Below are 16,981 nucleotides of genomic sequence, written 5' to 3' on the forward strand. Positions count from 1 at the left end.
ATAAGCAAAGAGGAGAGAGGGACCCACCATGACTGAACAAAACAAAAGCGCACAAAAAGAGCAATTCGTAAATCCGATGATCGAGCAGCGGGCCGATCCCTGGGTGTTCAACCATACGGACGGGTATTATTATTTTACGGCGTCCGTGCCGGAGTACGACCGGATCGAGGTTAGAAGAGCGAGGACGATTCAGGCGCTGGCGCAGGCCGAGCCCGTCGTCGCATGGAGAAAGTACGAAAGCGGTCCGATGAGCGCCAACATTTGGGCGCCGGAAATCCATTTTATTAGCGGAAAATGGTACATTTACTTCGCTGCGGCGAGAACGGCGGAGACGGATAACGGCTTGTTCGATCACCGCATGTTCGTGCTGGAGAACGAATCCGCGAATCCGCTGGAGGGCGAATGGGTGGAAAAAGGCCAGCTGAAGGCGAACTGGGAATCGTTCTCGCTGGATGCGACTACGTTCGAGCACCGTGGAGTCCGGTACCTCATATGGGCACAGCGGGACCCGGCGATTGTCGGGAATTCCAATCTGTACATCGCCCCGCTGGAAAATCCCTGGACGATTCGAGGCCGCCAGGTGATGATTACGAAGCCCGAATACGATTGGGAAATTATCGGATTCCATGTGAATGAAGGGCCGGCCGTGATCCGCAAGAACGGCAAAATTTTCATCAGTTATTCGGCCAGCGCTACCGATTATAACTATTGCATGGGGCTTCTGACGGCATCGGAAGACAGCGATCTGCTGGACCCGGCCTCATGGAGCAAAAGTCCTGTTCCGGTGTTCGCCACGAGCGAAGCGACAGGACAATACGGCCCCGGTCACAATTGCTTCACCGTTTCCGCCGACGGATCGGAGGATATACTCGTCTATCACGCCCGCAATTATAAAGAAATCAACGGCGATCCGCTGTACGATCCGAACCGCCATGCCCGCGCGCAGAGGTTGGGCTGGAACAGCGACGGCACGCCGAACTTCGGCATTCCGGCGGCGGACGGCGTGACTGTTTAGGCTAGCCTCGTACTTCGTACGCCTTGCGCGGTCCCGCTGCTTTAAAGATGCCGCAGCGTTTTGCGGTAAGACGTAGGCGCGCAGCCGCTCCATTTGCGGAATTGCTTGGAAAAATAAAGCGCGTCGTTAAAACCGACCGACGAAGCGACCTGGTCGATCGTCATCGGCGTTTCGAGCAGCTGCTCGGCGCGTTCCATGCGTATTTTCAATAAATACTGCATGGGGGAAAGTCCAGTTATTTGTTTGAACATCTTGCACAAATGAGTCCGGTGGTACCCGATCATGCGGGCCAACTGCTCAATAGATACGGGCTGCGTATATTGCAGCTCCAAATAGCGGATCGCCTGTCCGACCTGACGGTGCGCGTCCGATTCGGCGGCCGGCTTTGCCGGCCAGCGGCGGCGGTTGGCGAGGCCGAGCTCGCTGAGCAGAAGCCGCAGCCAGCCTCCGGACTCCGTATCCTCCAGGGCGGGGATAGCGTTCTGGGCGAAGCAAGCGCGCAGCCGCCGGTACAGATGGCGGACTTTTTTCGTGCCGCTGTTCGGGATCACCGGATTGTCCGGGACGATTCCCATCGAGGACAGCACGGTACCCGCCGCACGGCCGGCGAAAGCGACCCAGACATAATGCCACGGCCGATGCGCGTCCGCTACGTAGCTGAACAGCTCGCCCGGGAAAATGACGAAGCTGTCGCCCGCCCCGCAGCGGTAAGTCCGGCCATGGATTTCAAAAACCCCTTCGCCGGACAGTACCGTATGGATCAAATAATAATCGTGCACGGCCGGCCCCATTTTGTGCCGGGGATTCGGCTTGCCTTCGCCGCTGAAAAGCACAGGCAATTCGCCGCTGCCGGTGAACGGATTAATAGTGACATAGAAGTAGGAGTGGTCCGGATTCATAGGGGCACCTTTTTGTGTTTTTATCATAAGAGTAGCGGAAGAAACTACAAATGTCCATATTCCTGTTCGTTCGTTCCATACTCAACCGAATCGTCGTCGCTTATAGTAAAAGAAAGCAGGGAACAACGATTTGGAGGCGAAACGAACATGTCAAAAATTACTTTTTTAGGTGCGGGAAGTACCGTTTTTGCTAAAAATGTACTGGGTGATTGCATGCTGACGCCCGCGCTTCAAGGCTTTGAGCTGGCGCTCTTCGACATTGACCGCGAGCGGCTGCTGGACTCGGAGAACATGCTGAATAATTTGAAAAAAACAAGCGGCAGCACCTGCGAAGTGAAAGCGTATTCGGACCGGAAGGAAGCTTTGCGCGGCGCCAAATACGTCGTCAACGCGATTCAGGTCGGCGGCTACGATCCGTGCACGATCACCGATTTTGAAATACCGAAAAAATACGGCCTGCGCCAGACGATCGCCGACACGGTCGGCATCGGGGGCATTTTCCGCAATCTGCGCACGATTCCCGTTATGCTGGATTTTGCCGCGGATATCCGCGAAGTTTGCCCGGACGCGTGGTTCCTGAACTACACGAATCCGATGGCGGTGCTTACCAACGTGATGAACACGTACGGCGGAGTGCGCACGGTAGGCTTGTGCCACAGCGTTCAAGTGTGCGTCCCTCATCTGTTCGAACATCTGGGCATGGAGCAGGACGGGGTTCAGGCGAAAATCGCCGGAATCAATCATATGGCCTGGCTGCTGGAAGTGAGCAAGGACGGCGTCGACCTGTACCCGGAAATCAAGCGGCGCGCAGCCGAAAAGCAGCTGGAAAAGCACGGGGACATGGTCCGCTACGAAATGATGCTGAAATTCGGCTATTACATTACGGAGTCTTCCGAGCATAACGCGGAATATCACCCTTATTTCATCAAACGCAATTACCCGGAGCTGATCGACCGCTTCAACATTCCGCTGGACGAGTATCCGCGCCGCTGCATCGGGCAGATCTCGAACTGGAAAAAGATGCGCGAAGATATCGTGAACAACGCGAATCTGACGCACGAGCGCTCCCACGAGTATGCTTCTTATATTTTCGAAGCGATGGAGACGAATGTGCCGTTCAAAATCGGCGGCAACGTGATGAACACCGGCCTTATTACGAATTTGCCGCGCGAGGCTTGCGTGGAAGTGCCTTGCCTGGTTGACCGGAACGGCGTTACGCCGACTTATGTAGGCGACCTGCCTCCGCAGTGCGCGGCGCTTAACCGCACCAATATCAACACCCAACTGCTGACGATCGAGGCGGCGATTACGCGCAAGCGCGAGCACATTTATCATGCCGCGATGCTGGATCCGCACACATCGGCCGAGCTGTCGATGGACGATATCATCGCGATGTGCGACGATTTGATCGAAGCACACGGGAGCTGGCTGCCCGAGTACAAGTAAGCCGGAAACGAGAAAGCCGAGGGGAATGCGTTCCCTTCGGCTTTTTTTTGTGGGCTCCCTGCAGAGGGCGGCTGGGCGCAGCTAGCTTGCTGGGCAGCTTGGCGCCCCAAGGTCTGCGAAAGTGCAGGCATTTCCGTTCGCGATGGGGCTGAGCTCGCATTTTAGCCGAAAAACCTGCAGATTTCAGGCTGCCCAGAAACCCGCACGCCAGAAGGCGGTCGCACAATCCGCCTGGTTGCGTGAGCTCGCACGCTAGAGGCGGTAACTGTTCGGCAATGCGAAGAAAGCCTGCAAAAGTCAGGAGCTCGCACGCTAGAGGTGGTAACTGCTCGGCAATGCGAAGAAAGCCTGCAAAAGTACAGTTTTTGCCCGATGGATGCGCTGACCACGACATATTCCTGCAAAAGTGCAGGCTTTTCGCCTCGAACTTGGACTTAGATTCATTTTCACCAAAAATTCCTGCACAATTGCAGGATTTTCGCCAAAATGAACCACTTTCGTGGAAAAAACCTGCACTTTCGCAGGCTTTCCCTTACCGTTTTCTCCTGCCAAGCCGCTTTGTCCCCCCACTTCAGCACCGCAACTCGTACAGGGGAGGCACGGGTTGGGGAAGAGCGGCTGTGACCCCTCTGGTTTCGCTACCCTGTCGTTTTATCGGCAATCTAATTTTCGTAGGTTTTCTGTGCGTTTATAGAGTTAGAGCTACGCCTCACCAATGTACGTTTTCTCAGCAGCCTGAGATTTGCAGAAATATTTCGAAACAAGCACGCTTGGGTGCAATAAGATTACTACTAGAACGATCCGATTGATCGGTTACAGTTTGTTTGGCCGTATGCCGTCGACGGCATGGGGGGCTTTTGCAGGTTCTCTGAGCGTGCTGCCAATGTAGCGGCAGCACGGAGGGCAGAACTGCTGCAGTCGCGCTTTCGCAGCAGGTGTTTTGCTTACGCCCCGCGCGCGGTACCTGGCGTGCGTCGCGGCGTCGCACGGCGGTCGTGCCGGTGAGGCACCGGCGGGCGGGCTTTTCCGCGGCCGTGCATGCTGTCGACCGGCCGCCATCATGCAAGCGCCGCCCTGCGCGCAGCCCCCGGCGCGCCGTTGCGAGACCCGGCGCTAGCCGCCGGCGGCCGGCCCGGTCATCCGCCGAACGCTTCGCGGAATGCGTGATTCAAAGCGGCAAGCTCCACGTTCCAGAGCGGAGCGATTTCCGGGCCTACGTGTTCGCCGAACCAGTCGGCAAGCAGCTTGCGGTTGCTGCCGTGCTCGACGATGAACGGCAGGTTCAGCATTACTTTTTTGACGTAAAGCTCCTCGGCTTGCCGCATTTGCTCCGGAGAAATCCACGTTTTCAGCCGTTTGGCCGTCCGGTACAGCTCCTTGCTGCAAGCCCGTCTTATTCCGCGCGCAGTCGGGAGCTGCTGTTTGTGCTTTTCATTGGTGTTATTTTTCATTGCCGCCTCAACACTCCTCTCTCTGCTATGTGTATGCGCAGCGAGGACGGATAGCTACTGGCGCGGCAGCAGCCCGGAGCCCAAGTTGGGAGTCGTCCGGCGGGCGGCGGCGCCTTCCGCGGATTTCGCCTGCCGGGCTCTTGAGAGTCTGTCCGACGGAGTTGCGTTTGTGCTTACCCACTGAATAATGACTGTATATATGCCGCTCACGCTGCATGAATACCGTCATTGTGCATACATATACCTTCTACGTGGTTCATCGGACAGACTCCAGGGAGGCTTACTCCGTGACGACGATGTAGCCGATCATGGGGCCGTTATGGTTTTTATCGGCATGCGTCATGCAGATCAACCTGTATGTGCCCGCTTGCTCCGGCGTGAACGAAACGACGGTTTCCTTGCCTTTTTTGACTTCCCCTTTAATGTTCAGCCCTTCGATCAGAAAAGGGTGGCTGGCGCCGTTGACGCCCAAGATGTTGAGCTTTATTTTTTCGCCTTTGCGTACGACAACGGTTCCGGGGTCCCAGCGGTAAGCCTCGATTGTCGATCCATCCTCTGTATTGGCTTTGAATTCCCCGGTCACCATATGAATGGTCCGCTCGGCAGCAGGCTCCGCCATGGCGGGGACGATCCGCTCCCGGTTCGCGTATAACAATCCGGCTGCAATGATCAGGAGCGCCACTGCTGCAAGGATTAGGTGTTTGCGCTGAATGATCCATACTTTCGACATCAAAAGTCCGCCTCCTGTACATTCGTTTTTGTACATCCTATGCAGGAGCTTGTCTGCGCATGTATGCGGAATGCTGCCGCCGGAACCGAAATTGGTGACATATGCACGTCTATGGTAGAATAGGAAGAGGTTAGGATCGAGCCGAAAATAGCAAGACAAAGAAACGGTCCGGCTACTATTTGCGGAGAGAGGTCTATGAAATGGGTGAGTTCATTCACAATGTTTTGCTGTATTTGGAAGGACTGGGTTACTGGGGCATATTCCTCGGCCTTATGCTGGAAGTAATTCCTAACGAATTGCTTTTGGCCTACGCGGGCTACCTTGTTTCCAAAGGAGAAATCAGCTTTATCGGGGCGATCATATGTGCAGTCATCGGAGGGACGTTGGCCCAAATCGTGCTGTATTGGATCGGCCGTTACGGCGGAAGACCCTTTTTGGAGAAATACGGCAAATATTTGCTGATCAGCAAGCATCACATCGACGTTGCCGAGTCCTGGTTCAACCGGTACGGCACCGGGATGATTTTCACGGCCCGTTTTATTCCGATTGTCCGTCACGCGATTTCTCTTCCCGGCGGAATGGCGAAAATGCCTCTGGGCAAATTCACCCTGTACACCGGTCTGGCGTTAATACCGTATTCGTTCCTGTACGTGTATCTCGGCATGGCGCTTAAAGACAACTGGGAAACGATCGATCAGGTTGCCGGCCCGTATATTAAGCCTCTCATAATTGCAGCCGTAGTGCTGACCGTGCTGTATGTCGGCTATCAATTTTATATCAAAAGAAAAAACAAAAGCGCCAAATAATCGCTTGAATCTTGGAAGTCAATTCTGTTGGAGCTTTCGCAAGCATTTGCTACAATATAGGCAGAGCTGAAACATTACTCGCATTTATAAAAAATATGTAACAGGAGGCTGAGCATTGATGAGCATCAATCTCGCAAGCAAGCTGCGGACAGGCATTAAGCCCCAGCAATTTATCGACGGTATGGAGAAAAATAAAGAGCAGTTCCTCGCCTACTACGAAAGCTTCGAATGGGCTGACGCTGAGGACAAGGAGTATTTCGAATCCTTGAACAACCGTGACGATCTGCGCTGCCTCATTCTGTGCGCGGACTGGTGCGGAGACGTTGTGCGCAACGTTCCGGTCGTGTTTAAAGCGCTGGAAAACAGCGGCATTCCTGTGGAAGTGCTGATCCAGGAGCAAAATATGGACGTGATGGACCAATTCCTGACGATGGGCGGCCGCGCGATTCCGATCGTTATTTTCACGGATACAGGCGGTTTCGTATTAGGCCAATGGGGACCTCGTCCGCAAAATGTACAGGCGGTAATGGCGAAATTCAAGCAGGAAAACCCCGACCGCGAGGCTGCGGATTACAACGAGAAAATTCAAGTTGCCCGGGCGGAAATGGGCCGTCAATACGGCGAAGGCAACGGTTATCACGCCGTGATCGTCAAAGAGCTTCGCGATTTGATTTCTACGTTTTAAGGGCAAGCATCTCTAAAAGATTGAGAGCGAATAAAGATGATCAAAATAGATACGTTCCCTCTGGGTCCGCTCAGCACCAACGCATACTTGCTGTCCGACCCGGATACGAAAAAAGGGATCATTATCGATCCCGGCATGAACCCGCAGCCGCTGATCAACAAAATCGGCGATCTGGACATCGAGGCGATTTTGCTGACGCATGCGCATTTTGACCATATCGGCGGCGTGGACGCGATCCGCAAGCTCAAAGGCTGTCCGGTATACATACACGACCTGGAAGCGGATTGGCTGACCAATCCGAAGAAGAACGGCTCTGCGCGCTGGCCGGAGCTGGGCGCGGAGATTGTGACCGATCCGGCGGAATACGCGCTGGACGAAGGCCAGGTGCTGGAGTTTCTCGGCATCCGGCTGAAGGTTTTCCACACGCCGGGCCATTCTCCGGGAAGCGTGAGCTTTCTCTACGACAAGCACCTGTTCGGCGGCGACGTGCTGTTTAAGCTTTCGGTAGGCCGTACCGACCTTCCGGGCGGGGACACGAACACGCTGCTGGACTCGATTCAGGACAAGCTGTTCACCCTGGAAGACGATGTCGTCGTGTACCCCGGACACGGCGCAAAAACGACGATCGGCTTCGAACGCGACAATAATCCATATGTGTAACCGAGAGGGACTGTCCGATTAGCGGACAGTCTTTTCGTTTGCGACGGCTCGTCATCCATGACAGGAAACCAATTTTATTTCTTCTGGGTATTTACCGTGTTCTGAATAGGTGCGCTCCCATAGACTGATGTTGTAAGTTAACCACCTAAACAACCACGTCACCAACTTCAGCTAACGAAATAAAGGAGGTGCTTTTCCATGGAATATCTAAGACCAAATAACGCAGCTCCCGTATTCCCGACTTATACGATGCCGATTCATACGGGACCAAACATGATGCCAAACGTAATGCCGGCCTACACCATGCCGAATGCAATGCCGAACGTGATGCCGGCCGCCTACGCGCCGCCTGTCGCGCCTAAACCGATTCATCATAACATTCATTTGCACGCGATCCAGCAAACTGCTGTAGTGTATCCGAAACCCGTGCATCATGTGAAGCCGGTAGCAGTCGCTCCTTACAACAACGTCGGAAGCATTCTTGTTCTCTTCATCCTGCTAATCATTATTACCCGCGGTTTTTTCCATCATCATAAATGCTAGTCATATTTGCAAGCTGAATGGGAAAGGGTCTGACCCAAACGCAGCGTTGGCTGCCGGAGGGCCAGACCCTTTTCGCTTTATCGCCGCAACTTGCGCAACTGTTCATGAAGCCGCGGCTTGGCAGGCCGGAAAACCTGCAAAAACTCTCATGGCGCCGTGGACAAAACGTGACCCCACAGAATGAAAATAATCAGGTCCCAGAAACCCGTACGCCGGAGCCAGTCGCACAATCTGCCTGTTTGCGCGGAGAAAGCCTGCAAAAGTCAGGAATTCGCGCGATAGGAGGCAGCAATTGCTCGGCAATGCGGGCGGAAAAAGCCTGCAAAAGTACAGTTTTTGCCCGATGGATGCGCTGGCCACGACAAATTCCTGCAATTGTGCAGGCTTTTTGCCGCGAACAGGGGCTCTGGTTCATTTTCCTTGAAAATTCCTGCACAATCGCAGGCTTTTCGCCAAAATGAACCATTTTTGCGAAAAAAGCCTGCACTTTTGCAGGCTTTTCCGCGTTGCCAGCGGGTGCGGCTACCCGCCCGCCGTCATGCAGCGCAACCCCGCGCGCTGGGAGCTGCGCGGGGTAAGCGAGCGGCCTCGCAGTTGCAGTTTTGCCGCCCGGCCGGCTGCTTCACAAACGGCTGCGCCGACCTTTGGTGCCCCGCGGAGCGAAGGCGCAAATAAGCTGCTCGGTCGGCTCGTCGGAACGCTTGTGTTCGCCCCTGAGCCCGGCGGAGCGTCTTTCAATTGCCGATCCCCGTTTAGGGGGACGGCTTGCGACCTCATATGACCGGCGGAGCCCAAAACTTCTTCTATCTTCCGAAGCCTTGGTTCAAAGAAAGCGGGAATCGGGTGGCTCTTTTGATCGAAGGGATGGAAGAGGAGGCGCAATTATCGGGGTTAACATTTAAGCTCGTTGATTGAATAGAGAAGAGGCCTGTGGGGGCGCTTGCGTGCGGCCCTTGCAAGGCCTCTTCTTGACGTTTGGTTATGCAGCGTGTATTAATAAAATATGGAAAATATCATCAGTCTTATGATTTGATTGGAATTTTCGGGACGTGTCAAGCCTTAGCTGTAATTGAAGGAGGAGCAAGCGTGCAGAAGTCAAGGATGAATAAAATTTTACTTATCGCAAGCGGTTTGTTCGTTGCCACGATTTCAACGACAAGTGCGGATAACCCGGAGCAAATAACCAAATCATCCGCAGCGCTAAAGGTCAATGGCGTGAAGAAAGATCTGCCCGGGGAACTGCAGATTTATAACATTAACGGCCGCACTTACGTGCCCCTCAGGTATGTGGCGGATCAATTGGGCGGAGCCGTCTATTACGATCAAAAATCTGCAGCTATTGAAATCAATCAGCCCCAAAATTCCGAAAAATACGCATCGGTTAGCTCGATAAAAAAATTCGATGACTTTACACTGGCGCTTCATTCAGGCAAAAGCATCTACGCCCGGGACGAAGTAATAAACGTATGGTCCACGCTGTCTTATCAGGGCGCTGAGAAAACAGATTTTATACACGGACTGCCGTCGCTCACCTTCTCTATTACAGATCAAGACGGGATTAGAGAGGGCGGTTATGTTGCAGCATCCGCAATCAAAGTGGAGTTGAACCCGGGAAATGAGATCGCTCATAACTTTCCCCTAAGCACGATATTGGAATTTAATTTCCGGAAAAGCGGCAAGCCGGATTACCAAAAGTTCCTGGAAAATCCGGACTCCAACCCGGCGTATTTGCCGCCCGGAACTTATACAATTAAAGTGTACGCAAGCTTTTCGAAGGGCGAAGGTGTCGATAACGACCGGGATGAAAGCGCAGAAATGCAAATACAGGTGAAATAACATGAAAACCACTGACCGTGCGGGTCAGTGGTTTTTTACCACATAAGAATGTTTAAGTTCATTACAGCGCTAAAGCGCGTAGAACACATTCTTATTGGCGAATAAACCTGCCTCTAAACGCGGCCCTCACATCTTCGAAAGACATCGATAGAGGTTTATCTCACTTCTTAAGTCGGAGGAAGTATCCGTCTGGGGGCCGGGAAAAAGACTGGACTTGAGCAAGTTTTTGAACAATTCTCCGAACCATATAATGGAAGAGTCAAAGATGATGGTGATGGGGAGTGAATATGATGGGTAATACAAAAATGAGGAGTTCGGTTGAAACAACGAATTTAAATCGCAAAATTTTCCAAGGGGAAAAGTGGTTGGTTCTTACAGGAATGCTTGGCTTTCTGCTTGCAGGGATATGTGCAGTATGGGTGTTGTTGTACGGAGGGCCCGTTTCCCCTAAAGGCAACGTTCTAAATGCGTTCTCCTTCAATGCTGCGTTGGGTATGTTTTTGATTTCGACGGCGGCAATCGCTCCTTTTTCCGAGTTGGGTACCAGAGGCAGAGCTTTCTTTCGATGGTTTTATATTATACTGGCACTCTATTCTTACTTTGCTGAAACCGTTCAAAATTTCCGCGGGGTCAACCCGAGATTTGTAAAGGGCGGCACACATTTTGATGCAATGGTCGGTTCTATTTTTGCTTTTGTCGCTTTGCTGTTGATTCTGAGTTATCTATTCCTGGCAGTTCAATATTTCCGCCGAAAAGCAATCGCGCTCCAACCGGAGCTGGTGCTGGGCATCCGCTATGCGATGGTCGCAATCATGCTTTCGTTTGCGGCCGGTATCTGGATTTCTCTCAATATGGGCCGAACCGTTGGCCTTCATGGCAATATAATTTGGCTGCACGGTCTCGGCTTTCACGCTCTGCAAGCCATGCCGATTGTCGCCTGGCTGACCAAACGAACCCCGCTGACGGCCAAGGCCCGCAGCAGTTTGCTTCATACCGCAGGCACCGCCTACGTGCTCGGCTTATTGGCGCTCGGCTGGCAAACGTACCTGGGCCGCTCCGTTTTTGAATGGTCGACGCTTCCGTTTGTTGTTCTCGGATGCTTTTTGATTTCGTTAGCGGCAGGGGCGCAAGCGCTGCGAAAAGCGTGGCCGCTCGCTAGAGCCGGCGGCACATCTGTTTGACAACGCGGAGAAAACCTGCAAAAGTGCAGCTTTTTGCCTGTTGAGAAGCCTGGTGCGGGAAATTCCTGCAAAAGTGCAGGTTTTTCAGTGGGTACAGGGGATCTGACCCATTTTTACCCGAAATTCCTGCACAATCGCAGGCTTTTCCCAAAATGAGTCATATTCGCAAAAAAAGCCTGTACTTTCGCAGGTTTTCCGAAGCTGCAGCGGTCGATGGATGTCCAGGAAAACCGTTTATTAGCGGGTCACGGCCATAAAATTATGCAAGGATTTGAAAGGAATTTTGCCTTTTCGGACCGAAATAGTATTGGCATTCCGATGCTTTGGTCAAGCTAAGTGCTACATGATGAATGGTTTAGGTTACTAAGGAGATGTTTGATAATGTTAATAAAGGAAAATAAAACCATTGTTTGTTTGGGCGAGCTGTTGATCGATTTTGTGCCGGACGTGAACGGACAGGCACTGGCGGATGTGGCCGCCTTCCAGCGGGCGGCAGGCGGAGCGCCGGCCAATGTGGCGGCAGCCGTCGCCAAACTGGGCGGCGAGGCGCGGTTTATCGGCAAAATCGGCCGCGACCCGTTCGGCGATTATTTGAAGCGCACGCTTGAGGAAGTCGGCGTGCAGGCGGCTGTAATCCAGACCGACGAGGCGAAGACCGGTCTGGCTTTTGTGTCGCTGCGGGCGGACGGCGAGCGCGACTTTTTGTTTTTCCGCGACCCGGCGGCGGACATGCTGCTGCGCGCCGACGAAGTCGAGGCGCAGTGGCTGGCGGACGCGGCCGTGTATCACTTCGGCTCGGTGTCGCTGATCGCCGAGCCCTGCCGCACCGCGACGCTCGATGCGGCGCGCCGCGCGCGCGAGCTTGGCGCATTGGTGTCGTACGACCCCAATGTGCGCCTCGCGCTGTGGCCGAGCGCCGACGCCGCTCGGCGGGAAATACTCGCGCAGCTGCCGCTGGCCGATGTGGTCAAGGTGAGCGAGGAGGAAATCGAATTCCTCCTCGGCACCGACGCGACCACAGGGGCGCAGCAGCTGCTGGCGCAAGGCCCCAAAGTGATCGTCATCACTTGGGCGCCCAGGGCTGCCGTGTCGTGACCGCACGGCAGGATGTGACCTTCCCCGGCCAGCCTGCGGCGGCCGTGGATACGACCGGCGCCGGCGACAGCTTCGTCGGCGCCATGCTGCTGCAGCTGGCGGCGCTCGGCGCTTCGCCGGCTGGGATCGCGGACGCGCTCGGCGAAGCCGGAGCCGCGGAGCGGGTATTCGCGTTCGCGAACCGCGTGGGCGCGATCACGACGACACGCCGGGGCGCGATCCCGGCGCTGCCGACGCTCGCCGAGGTGCAGGCGTAGCCGCGGCGCGCAAAGATGCTGTCCCGTTCGCAATGTACGGGACAGCCCGAAAATCAGGCAAAAGGACCTCAAATTCCACTACTGAGTGGAATTGAGGTCCTCTTTTCGTACAGCCCCTTTGTATTTTAGCGATACAAGCGGTTATTCTTTCACTTCCGTGATGCGGCCGTCTGTTTTGGGGCTGATCGATTTGCGTTTGCCGAGCGCTTCCTCTACCAGTTCATAGAGGGTAATGCCGGTGTTCAGCGCCTTTTTGCCTTTGAACATTTCGTACCCGTCGCCGCCGGCTGCGATGAAATCGTTGGTTGCCAGCTTGTATGTTTTGTCCGGGTCAAGCGGCTGGCCGCCTACTTTGACTTCGAGGACGCGCTGGCCGGCAGGTTTGGCCGGATTGTAGGTGAAGGACATGCCGCTGATTTGCGGGAACCGGCCTGCGCCGTTTTCCACCTGGCTGACGCCGTTTTCAAGGGCTGCCTTCAGCTCGCTGCCTTTGGCATCGAGAATGACGACGGTGTTCGGGAACGGCAGCACGTCGTAGAGCGCTTTTTTCGTGATGTCGCCCGCTTTTACCTGCGTCCGGATGCCTCCGCCGTTAGTCAGCGCCACATCGGCATTGTTTCCTTGAATGGATTTGGTGCGCTCCACCATCACGTCTGTGATGAAGTCGCCCAGATTCGTTTCGCGTTTGCGGACGAAATTGCGGTCGCCGTCCAGATCGACATCGGTTTTGGCGATGACTACGTTTAACGCGGTATCGATTTGTTTCACAATCGTTTCCACTTGTTTGGCGACGTCCGGATCGGGCTGGACGTTCTCGTCATATTCCAGCAGGCCGCCGGTAAAGTTGACCAGCTCGTTTTTATAATAGTATAAGTCAGCGCGTCCGAGCGATTTGCCGTATTCCCAATCCTGCACGATGTAAGTTCCGTTAACGACTTCCGGATCGCGGAGCGGGGTGTGGGAGTGGCCTCCGATAATCAGGTCGATTCCGGGCACTTGCTTGGCGATTTCCCGGTCCGTTTCGATGCCTACGTGGGAGACGACGACGACCCGGTCCACTTTCTTTTTCAATTCGGGTACTACTTTTTTGGCGATTTCGACAGGACTTTTGAAAGTCAGTCCCTGCACGTTGTCCGGGTGGGTCAGTATCGGCGTTTCTTCCGTTACGAAGCCGAGGAAGGCAAACTTTTTGCCGCCGATTTCCGCATAGTACACCGGTTCCAGCAGGTTGTTGCCGTCGCTTGTAAAGACGTTGGCGTTAATTATCGGGTATTTCAACTGATCGCGAAGGTTGAGCAGCTGCTTGTAGCCGAAGTCGAACTCGTGGTTTCCTGCGGCCATCGCATTGTATTTCAGCCCGTTCAGGATAGGCAGGATGGATTCTCCTTTGAATTGATTGACAAAAACGGTGCCTTGAAACGTATCGCCGGCGTCCATCAGCAGGAAATTCGGATTCTCGCCGCGCCACTGTTTGATCAGCGTCGCTATTTTCGCATAACCGAATTCTTTGTTGCTTTTGTTTTCTTCGATGTGCCCGTGCACGTCGTTCGTATGTCCGATTGTGATGTGGAGCGTAACCGCATCTCCAAGAGCGTTCAGAAAGCTTCCGCGTGTCACCGTGGATTCCTCGGGAAGCGTCAGGTCGTAGTTTAATTTGGCCGCGATTTGTTTGATTTGCGCAGCTGTGAGCTGTTGGTCGGGAGACGCTGCTTCGTCGGCGGTAATCAGACCTTTGGACTGAGCCAAAGAAAGCTGACCCCCTGCCCAATGACGCTTAGCGGCGCTGTCTGTCGTAATGCCGGTCAAGCCCTGTACTCTTTCCAGTACGGTAACAACTTCGGCCAGCGTGACCGGGCGATCCAGCGCCAGGTTTCCGCCGAGATCTCCTTCTACCCACGATTTCTTTTGCATCCACTCCACGTGAGAGACCGGTTTGACCGGCGCAGCAAAAACGGAGCCTGCGGTTAGCGCCGAAATTAAAACCCCCGAAATAACGGCGCCGCATAATTTCAACTTTTTCATCGTAGAAATTCTCCTCTCAATTCTGTTTCATATCAGTATAACGGATGCACATTTTAATAGAGTTAACTTGTTATAAAGTTTTTATAAAGGATTTGTAAGAATATGTTGAAACTTTTAAAAGAGTATGGTACTTTAGAATTACTTGAGCATGGTGCGGAAGAACCGCCTGTTTCATTCGTCTCTCAAACGGATGGACAGGCGGTTTGTCATTCGCAAAGAAAAAAGGTATTTACATATATGTGTATTTAGTGTAATATTTGGAATGAACACAACAAACATCGCTAGATTTGCGAAGAACGCAGATTTCGGACATGAGTCCGGGGTTTGCGTTCTTTTTTGCTTTTTAACTGCATGAGAGGGAGAGGGGGAGCGGCATTGAATCGCAGGAGAAGCCTGTTCATCAGTTTCACGGCGGCGATTGTCGCCGGTTGTCTTGTCTATGTCGTGTATGTGCTGCAAATGAATCAAGTGGAGCTGCAGCAAACTGTTCAGGTTGTCGTGCCTCATGATTTTATCCGGGCAGGCACTTTGATAAGCCGCGATATGGTGGGGTTTAAATCTGTTCAGAAAGGAAGTGTTACAAGCGATATGATTACGGATTTGGAGGAGGTGATCGGTCAGGAATCGCTGCTACCGCTGGGGACGCACGAGCCGATTTTGAAATGGAAAGTAAACCGGTATCATTTGCTGCCGTCCCGGCGACAGGCGACTTTTCAAATACCGAAGGAATATTTGCTGTCGGTTTCCAACGGTATCCGGGCCGGGGATCTGGTCCGCCTCTTTGTGTCGTCTGCCGACGGGAGTCCGCGGAAGCTTTTTGATCAGGAAATCGTTGTCGCTTCCGTGAAATCGTCGGCTAACGTCGAAATCGACAATCCCAAAAATTCCAATCTATTGTCGAAAGCGGAGGGAGATGCGGAAAAAATGTACGTGTCCCGGCTTGAGGCCAACGGGGCGATCGATCAAATTAATTTGAATTTGACGGAGGAAGAGTGGCTGGAAGTGGACCGGCTCTGCAGCACCAAAAAAGCAAAGCTCGTCATCGCGTTCAGCTCCTCCTCGATTCTGTCGGTAGAATGAAGGGGGGATTATGATGCAAGCTATTTTGCATTCGACGGACGAAAGGTTGATCGATGAACTGACGAATGTGGTGTTTCAAGAGCATTTGGACTGGACGGTATGCGCATCTGCGGAGGAGATGGAGCGGGAATTGCTTAAGCAGCCCTACTCCCGCCTGATTGTGTCCGACCGACATATGGATTTCGGAGTTTTGGAAGAAACGCTCGAACGTTATCGGAAGCAATGGCCGGGGATGAAAATTATGGTGCTTATATCCAATTACCATGAAACGTCCGTCAACGTGAAATATGTCAAGATGTGCAAGCTGAAAAAGCTTGATTACGTCCAGCCGGGCCGGGGGACGGCGATTATTGCGGATTTGATCAGAGCCTGGATCGATCAGCCGGAAACCGATTCATCCTCCTCCCAAGGGCAGGGAAAGCTGATTGCTTTTGTCGGTTCTACGCCGAATATCGGCACTACGCTTGCTTCGTTCGGCACGGCATACGCTTTGGCGGCGGAATCTTCCGCAAGTGTAGGGTATATGTGCCTGAATTTGAAAAGCTCCAAGCTTCACCGTTATTTGGGACGGGACGACAAGGCGTTCACGCTCGACGGATTGCGGGCCGAGCTTAAGGCGCAAAGCTTGACGCCCCACAGGCTGCGGCAAGTATGCGACAAGCTGCGCGAAGCGCCGGGGCTGCATGTGCTCTTTGGCAACATGCTCAGAGAGCAGGCGGAGTTTTTTACGCCGATGGAGGTCGTACATCTGCTGCGCGTCGCCCGCGCCGCTTTCGATGTGTGCGTAGTCGAGGTAAACGCCTACTGGGATAATGCGGCGACGGTTTGCGGCCTGTTGGAAGCCGATACGAGGATCGTCGTGACGACCCCGGATCTGGCCCAGTTCCAGGAGGACTTCTCCAAATGGATCAGGCAGGTTGGCTCTGTTTTCGGACTGCAGCCGGACACCTTCGACTTGATCGCCGTACAGACGGATACAAGTCCGCAAAGGGAGGCTTTCAACAGCAAAGACATTCGGAAAGAAACCCAACTGCATCTGATCGGGGAAATTTCCAGACATGCCGACGCCCTTTCATTTTGCAATCAGGGGAAACTGCTGGAGCTATACAAGCCGGGCCATCCGATGAGAGAAGAAACGGCCGCTATTGCGCGCAAGCTGAGCGAATATTATCAGCTGCCCCGAAGATCGGTCTCGCGCAAAGCGACCTGGATCAGACGGATCTTAACAAGGCGCGCGGCGACTTGACGACATTTTGCGGGAAAGCGGGTGAGAGA

At 53.7% G+C, this 16,981-nt stretch carries 18 protein-coding genes and 1 pseudogene; 14 read left to right on the forward strand and 5 right to left on the reverse strand.

The features are described 5' to 3' along the window. Positions 1-28 precede the first annotated feature (28 nt). Positions 29-1,015, forward strand: coding sequence for a family 43 glycosylhydrolase (locus AC6RNO_RS27460; protein ID WP_497107428.1), 987 nt, complete (start codon positions 29-31; stop codon positions 1,013-1,015). Positions 1,016-1,056: 41 nt separating this feature from the next. Here the strand turns inward: AC6RNO_RS27460 and AC6RNO_RS27465 are convergent, their stop codons facing one another. Next, complete coding sequence (locus AC6RNO_RS27465) at positions 1,057-1,914, reverse strand: helix-turn-helix transcriptional regulator (RefSeq protein WP_488438312.1); 858 nt, start codon at positions 1,912-1,914, stop codon at positions 1,057-1,059. 147 nt (positions 1,915-2,061) lie between these two features. Here AC6RNO_RS27465 and AC6RNO_RS27470 point away from each other — a divergent pair, with 147 nt between their 5' ends. Then, on the forward strand, positions 2,062-3,360 hold the full coding sequence (locus AC6RNO_RS27470; RefSeq protein WP_488438313.1) for an alpha-glucosidase/alpha-galactosidase: 1,299 nt from the start codon (positions 2,062-2,064) through the stop codon (positions 3,358-3,360). A gap of 312 nt (positions 3,361-3,672) precedes the next feature. Here AC6RNO_RS27470 and AC6RNO_RS27475 read toward each other — a convergent pair whose 3' ends face one another. From AC6RNO_RS27475 to AC6RNO_RS27485, 3 genes are all read right to left on the reverse strand, one after another. Next, positions 3,673-3,912, reverse strand: a complete 240-nt coding sequence (locus AC6RNO_RS27475) for a hypothetical protein (protein ID WP_497107429.1) — start codon at positions 3,910-3,912, stop codon at positions 3,673-3,675. Between the two features lie 584 nt (positions 3,913-4,496). After that, positions 4,497-4,811, reverse strand: coding sequence for a dehydrogenase (locus AC6RNO_RS27480; protein WP_497107430.1), 315 nt, complete (start codon positions 4,809-4,811; stop codon positions 4,497-4,499). Positions 4,812-5,091: 280 nt separating this feature from the next. Further along, positions 5,092-5,541 carry a cupredoxin domain-containing protein gene (locus tag AC6RNO_RS27485; protein ID WP_497107431.1) on the reverse strand — a complete coding sequence of 150 codons (450 nt, stop codon included), beginning with the start codon at positions 5,539-5,541 and terminating at the stop codon, positions 5,092-5,094. Positions 5,542-5,741: 200 nt separating this feature from the next. On the opposite strand from AC6RNO_RS27485, the gene uptA reads away from it, so the two are divergent. The 9 genes and pseudogenes from uptA to AC6RNO_RS27530 all read left to right on the forward strand — a co-directional run bounded on the left by uptA (position 5,742) and on the right by AC6RNO_RS27530 (position 12,604). Beyond that, positions 5,742-6,347, forward strand: coding sequence for an undecaprenyl phosphate transporter UptA (gene uptA / locus AC6RNO_RS27490; RefSeq protein ID WP_474685226.1), 606 nt, complete (start codon positions 5,742-5,744; stop codon positions 6,345-6,347). A 118-nt stretch (positions 6,348-6,465) separates the two neighbouring features. After that, positions 6,466-7,032, forward strand: coding sequence for a thioredoxin family protein (locus AC6RNO_RS27495; RefSeq protein WP_474685227.1), 567 nt, complete (start codon positions 6,466-6,468; stop codon positions 7,030-7,032). A 36-nt stretch (positions 7,033-7,068) separates the two neighbouring features. Then, positions 7,069-7,692 carry an MBL fold metallo-hydrolase gene (locus AC6RNO_RS27500; protein ID WP_474685228.1) on the forward strand — a complete coding sequence of 208 codons (624 nt, stop codon included), beginning with the start codon at positions 7,069-7,071 and terminating at the stop codon, positions 7,690-7,692. A gap of 198 nt (positions 7,693-7,890) precedes the next feature. Then, the gene (locus tag AC6RNO_RS27505; protein WP_488438316.1) at positions 7,891-8,235 is read left to right on the forward strand and encodes a hypothetical protein; all 345 of its coding nucleotides are present in this window, start codon (positions 7,891-7,893) and stop codon (positions 8,233-8,235) included. Positions 8,236-8,252: 17 nt separating this feature from the next. Continuing rightward, positions 8,253-8,696, forward strand: a complete 444-nt coding sequence (locus tag AC6RNO_RS27510; protein WP_497107432.1) for a hypothetical protein — start codon at positions 8,253-8,255, stop codon at positions 8,694-8,696. A 304-nt stretch (positions 8,697-9,000) separates the two neighbouring features. Beyond that, complete coding sequence (locus AC6RNO_RS27515) at positions 9,001-9,150, forward strand: hypothetical protein (RefSeq protein ID WP_497107433.1); 150 nt, start codon at positions 9,001-9,003, stop codon at positions 9,148-9,150. 171 nt (positions 9,151-9,321) lie between these two features. Continuing rightward, entirely contained in the window at positions 9,322-10,071 is a 750-nt protein-coding gene (locus AC6RNO_RS27520; RefSeq protein WP_497107434.1) for a stalk domain-containing protein, read from the forward strand. A 365-nt stretch (positions 10,072-10,436) separates the two neighbouring features. Beyond that, positions 10,437-11,252 (forward strand): hypothetical protein, encoded by an 816-nt coding sequence (locus AC6RNO_RS27525; protein ID WP_474685233.1) that lies wholly within the window; start codon positions 10,437-10,439, stop codon positions 11,250-11,252. A 381-nt stretch (positions 11,253-11,633) separates the two neighbouring features. Then, positions 11,634-12,604 (forward strand): annotated as a pseudogene (locus AC6RNO_RS27530) (PfkB family carbohydrate kinase). Positions 12,605-12,745: 141 nt separating this feature from the next. Here the strand turns inward: AC6RNO_RS27530 and AC6RNO_RS27535 are convergent. Then, positions 12,746-14,626 carry a 5'-nucleotidase C-terminal domain-containing protein gene (locus AC6RNO_RS27535; RefSeq protein WP_497107435.1) on the reverse strand — a complete coding sequence of 627 codons (1,881 nt, stop codon included), beginning with the start codon at positions 14,624-14,626 and terminating at the stop codon, positions 12,746-12,748. Between the two features lie 102 nt (positions 14,627-14,728). Here AC6RNO_RS27535 and AC6RNO_RS27540 point away from each other — a divergent pair, with 102 nt between their 5' ends. The 3 genes from AC6RNO_RS27540 (at position 14,729) to AC6RNO_RS27550 (ending at position 16,952) form a co-directional block, all read left to right on the forward strand. Beyond that, positions 14,729-14,875, forward strand: coding sequence for a hypothetical protein (locus AC6RNO_RS27540; protein WP_474685236.1), 147 nt, complete (start codon positions 14,729-14,731; stop codon positions 14,873-14,875). Between the two features lie 126 nt (positions 14,876-15,001). Next, the gene (locus AC6RNO_RS27545) at positions 15,002-15,706 is read left to right on the forward strand and encodes an SAF domain-containing protein (protein WP_497107436.1); all 705 of its coding nucleotides are present in this window, start codon (positions 15,002-15,004) and stop codon (positions 15,704-15,706) included. 10 nt (positions 15,707-15,716) lie between these two features. Beyond that, complete coding sequence (locus tag AC6RNO_RS27550; RefSeq protein WP_497107437.1) at positions 15,717-16,952, forward strand: CpaE/TadZ family protein; 1,236 nt, start codon at positions 15,717-15,719, stop codon at positions 16,950-16,952. Positions 16,953-16,981: the final 29 nt, after the last annotated feature.

The organism is Paenibacillus sp. sgz302190 (genome assembly GCF_059820445.1).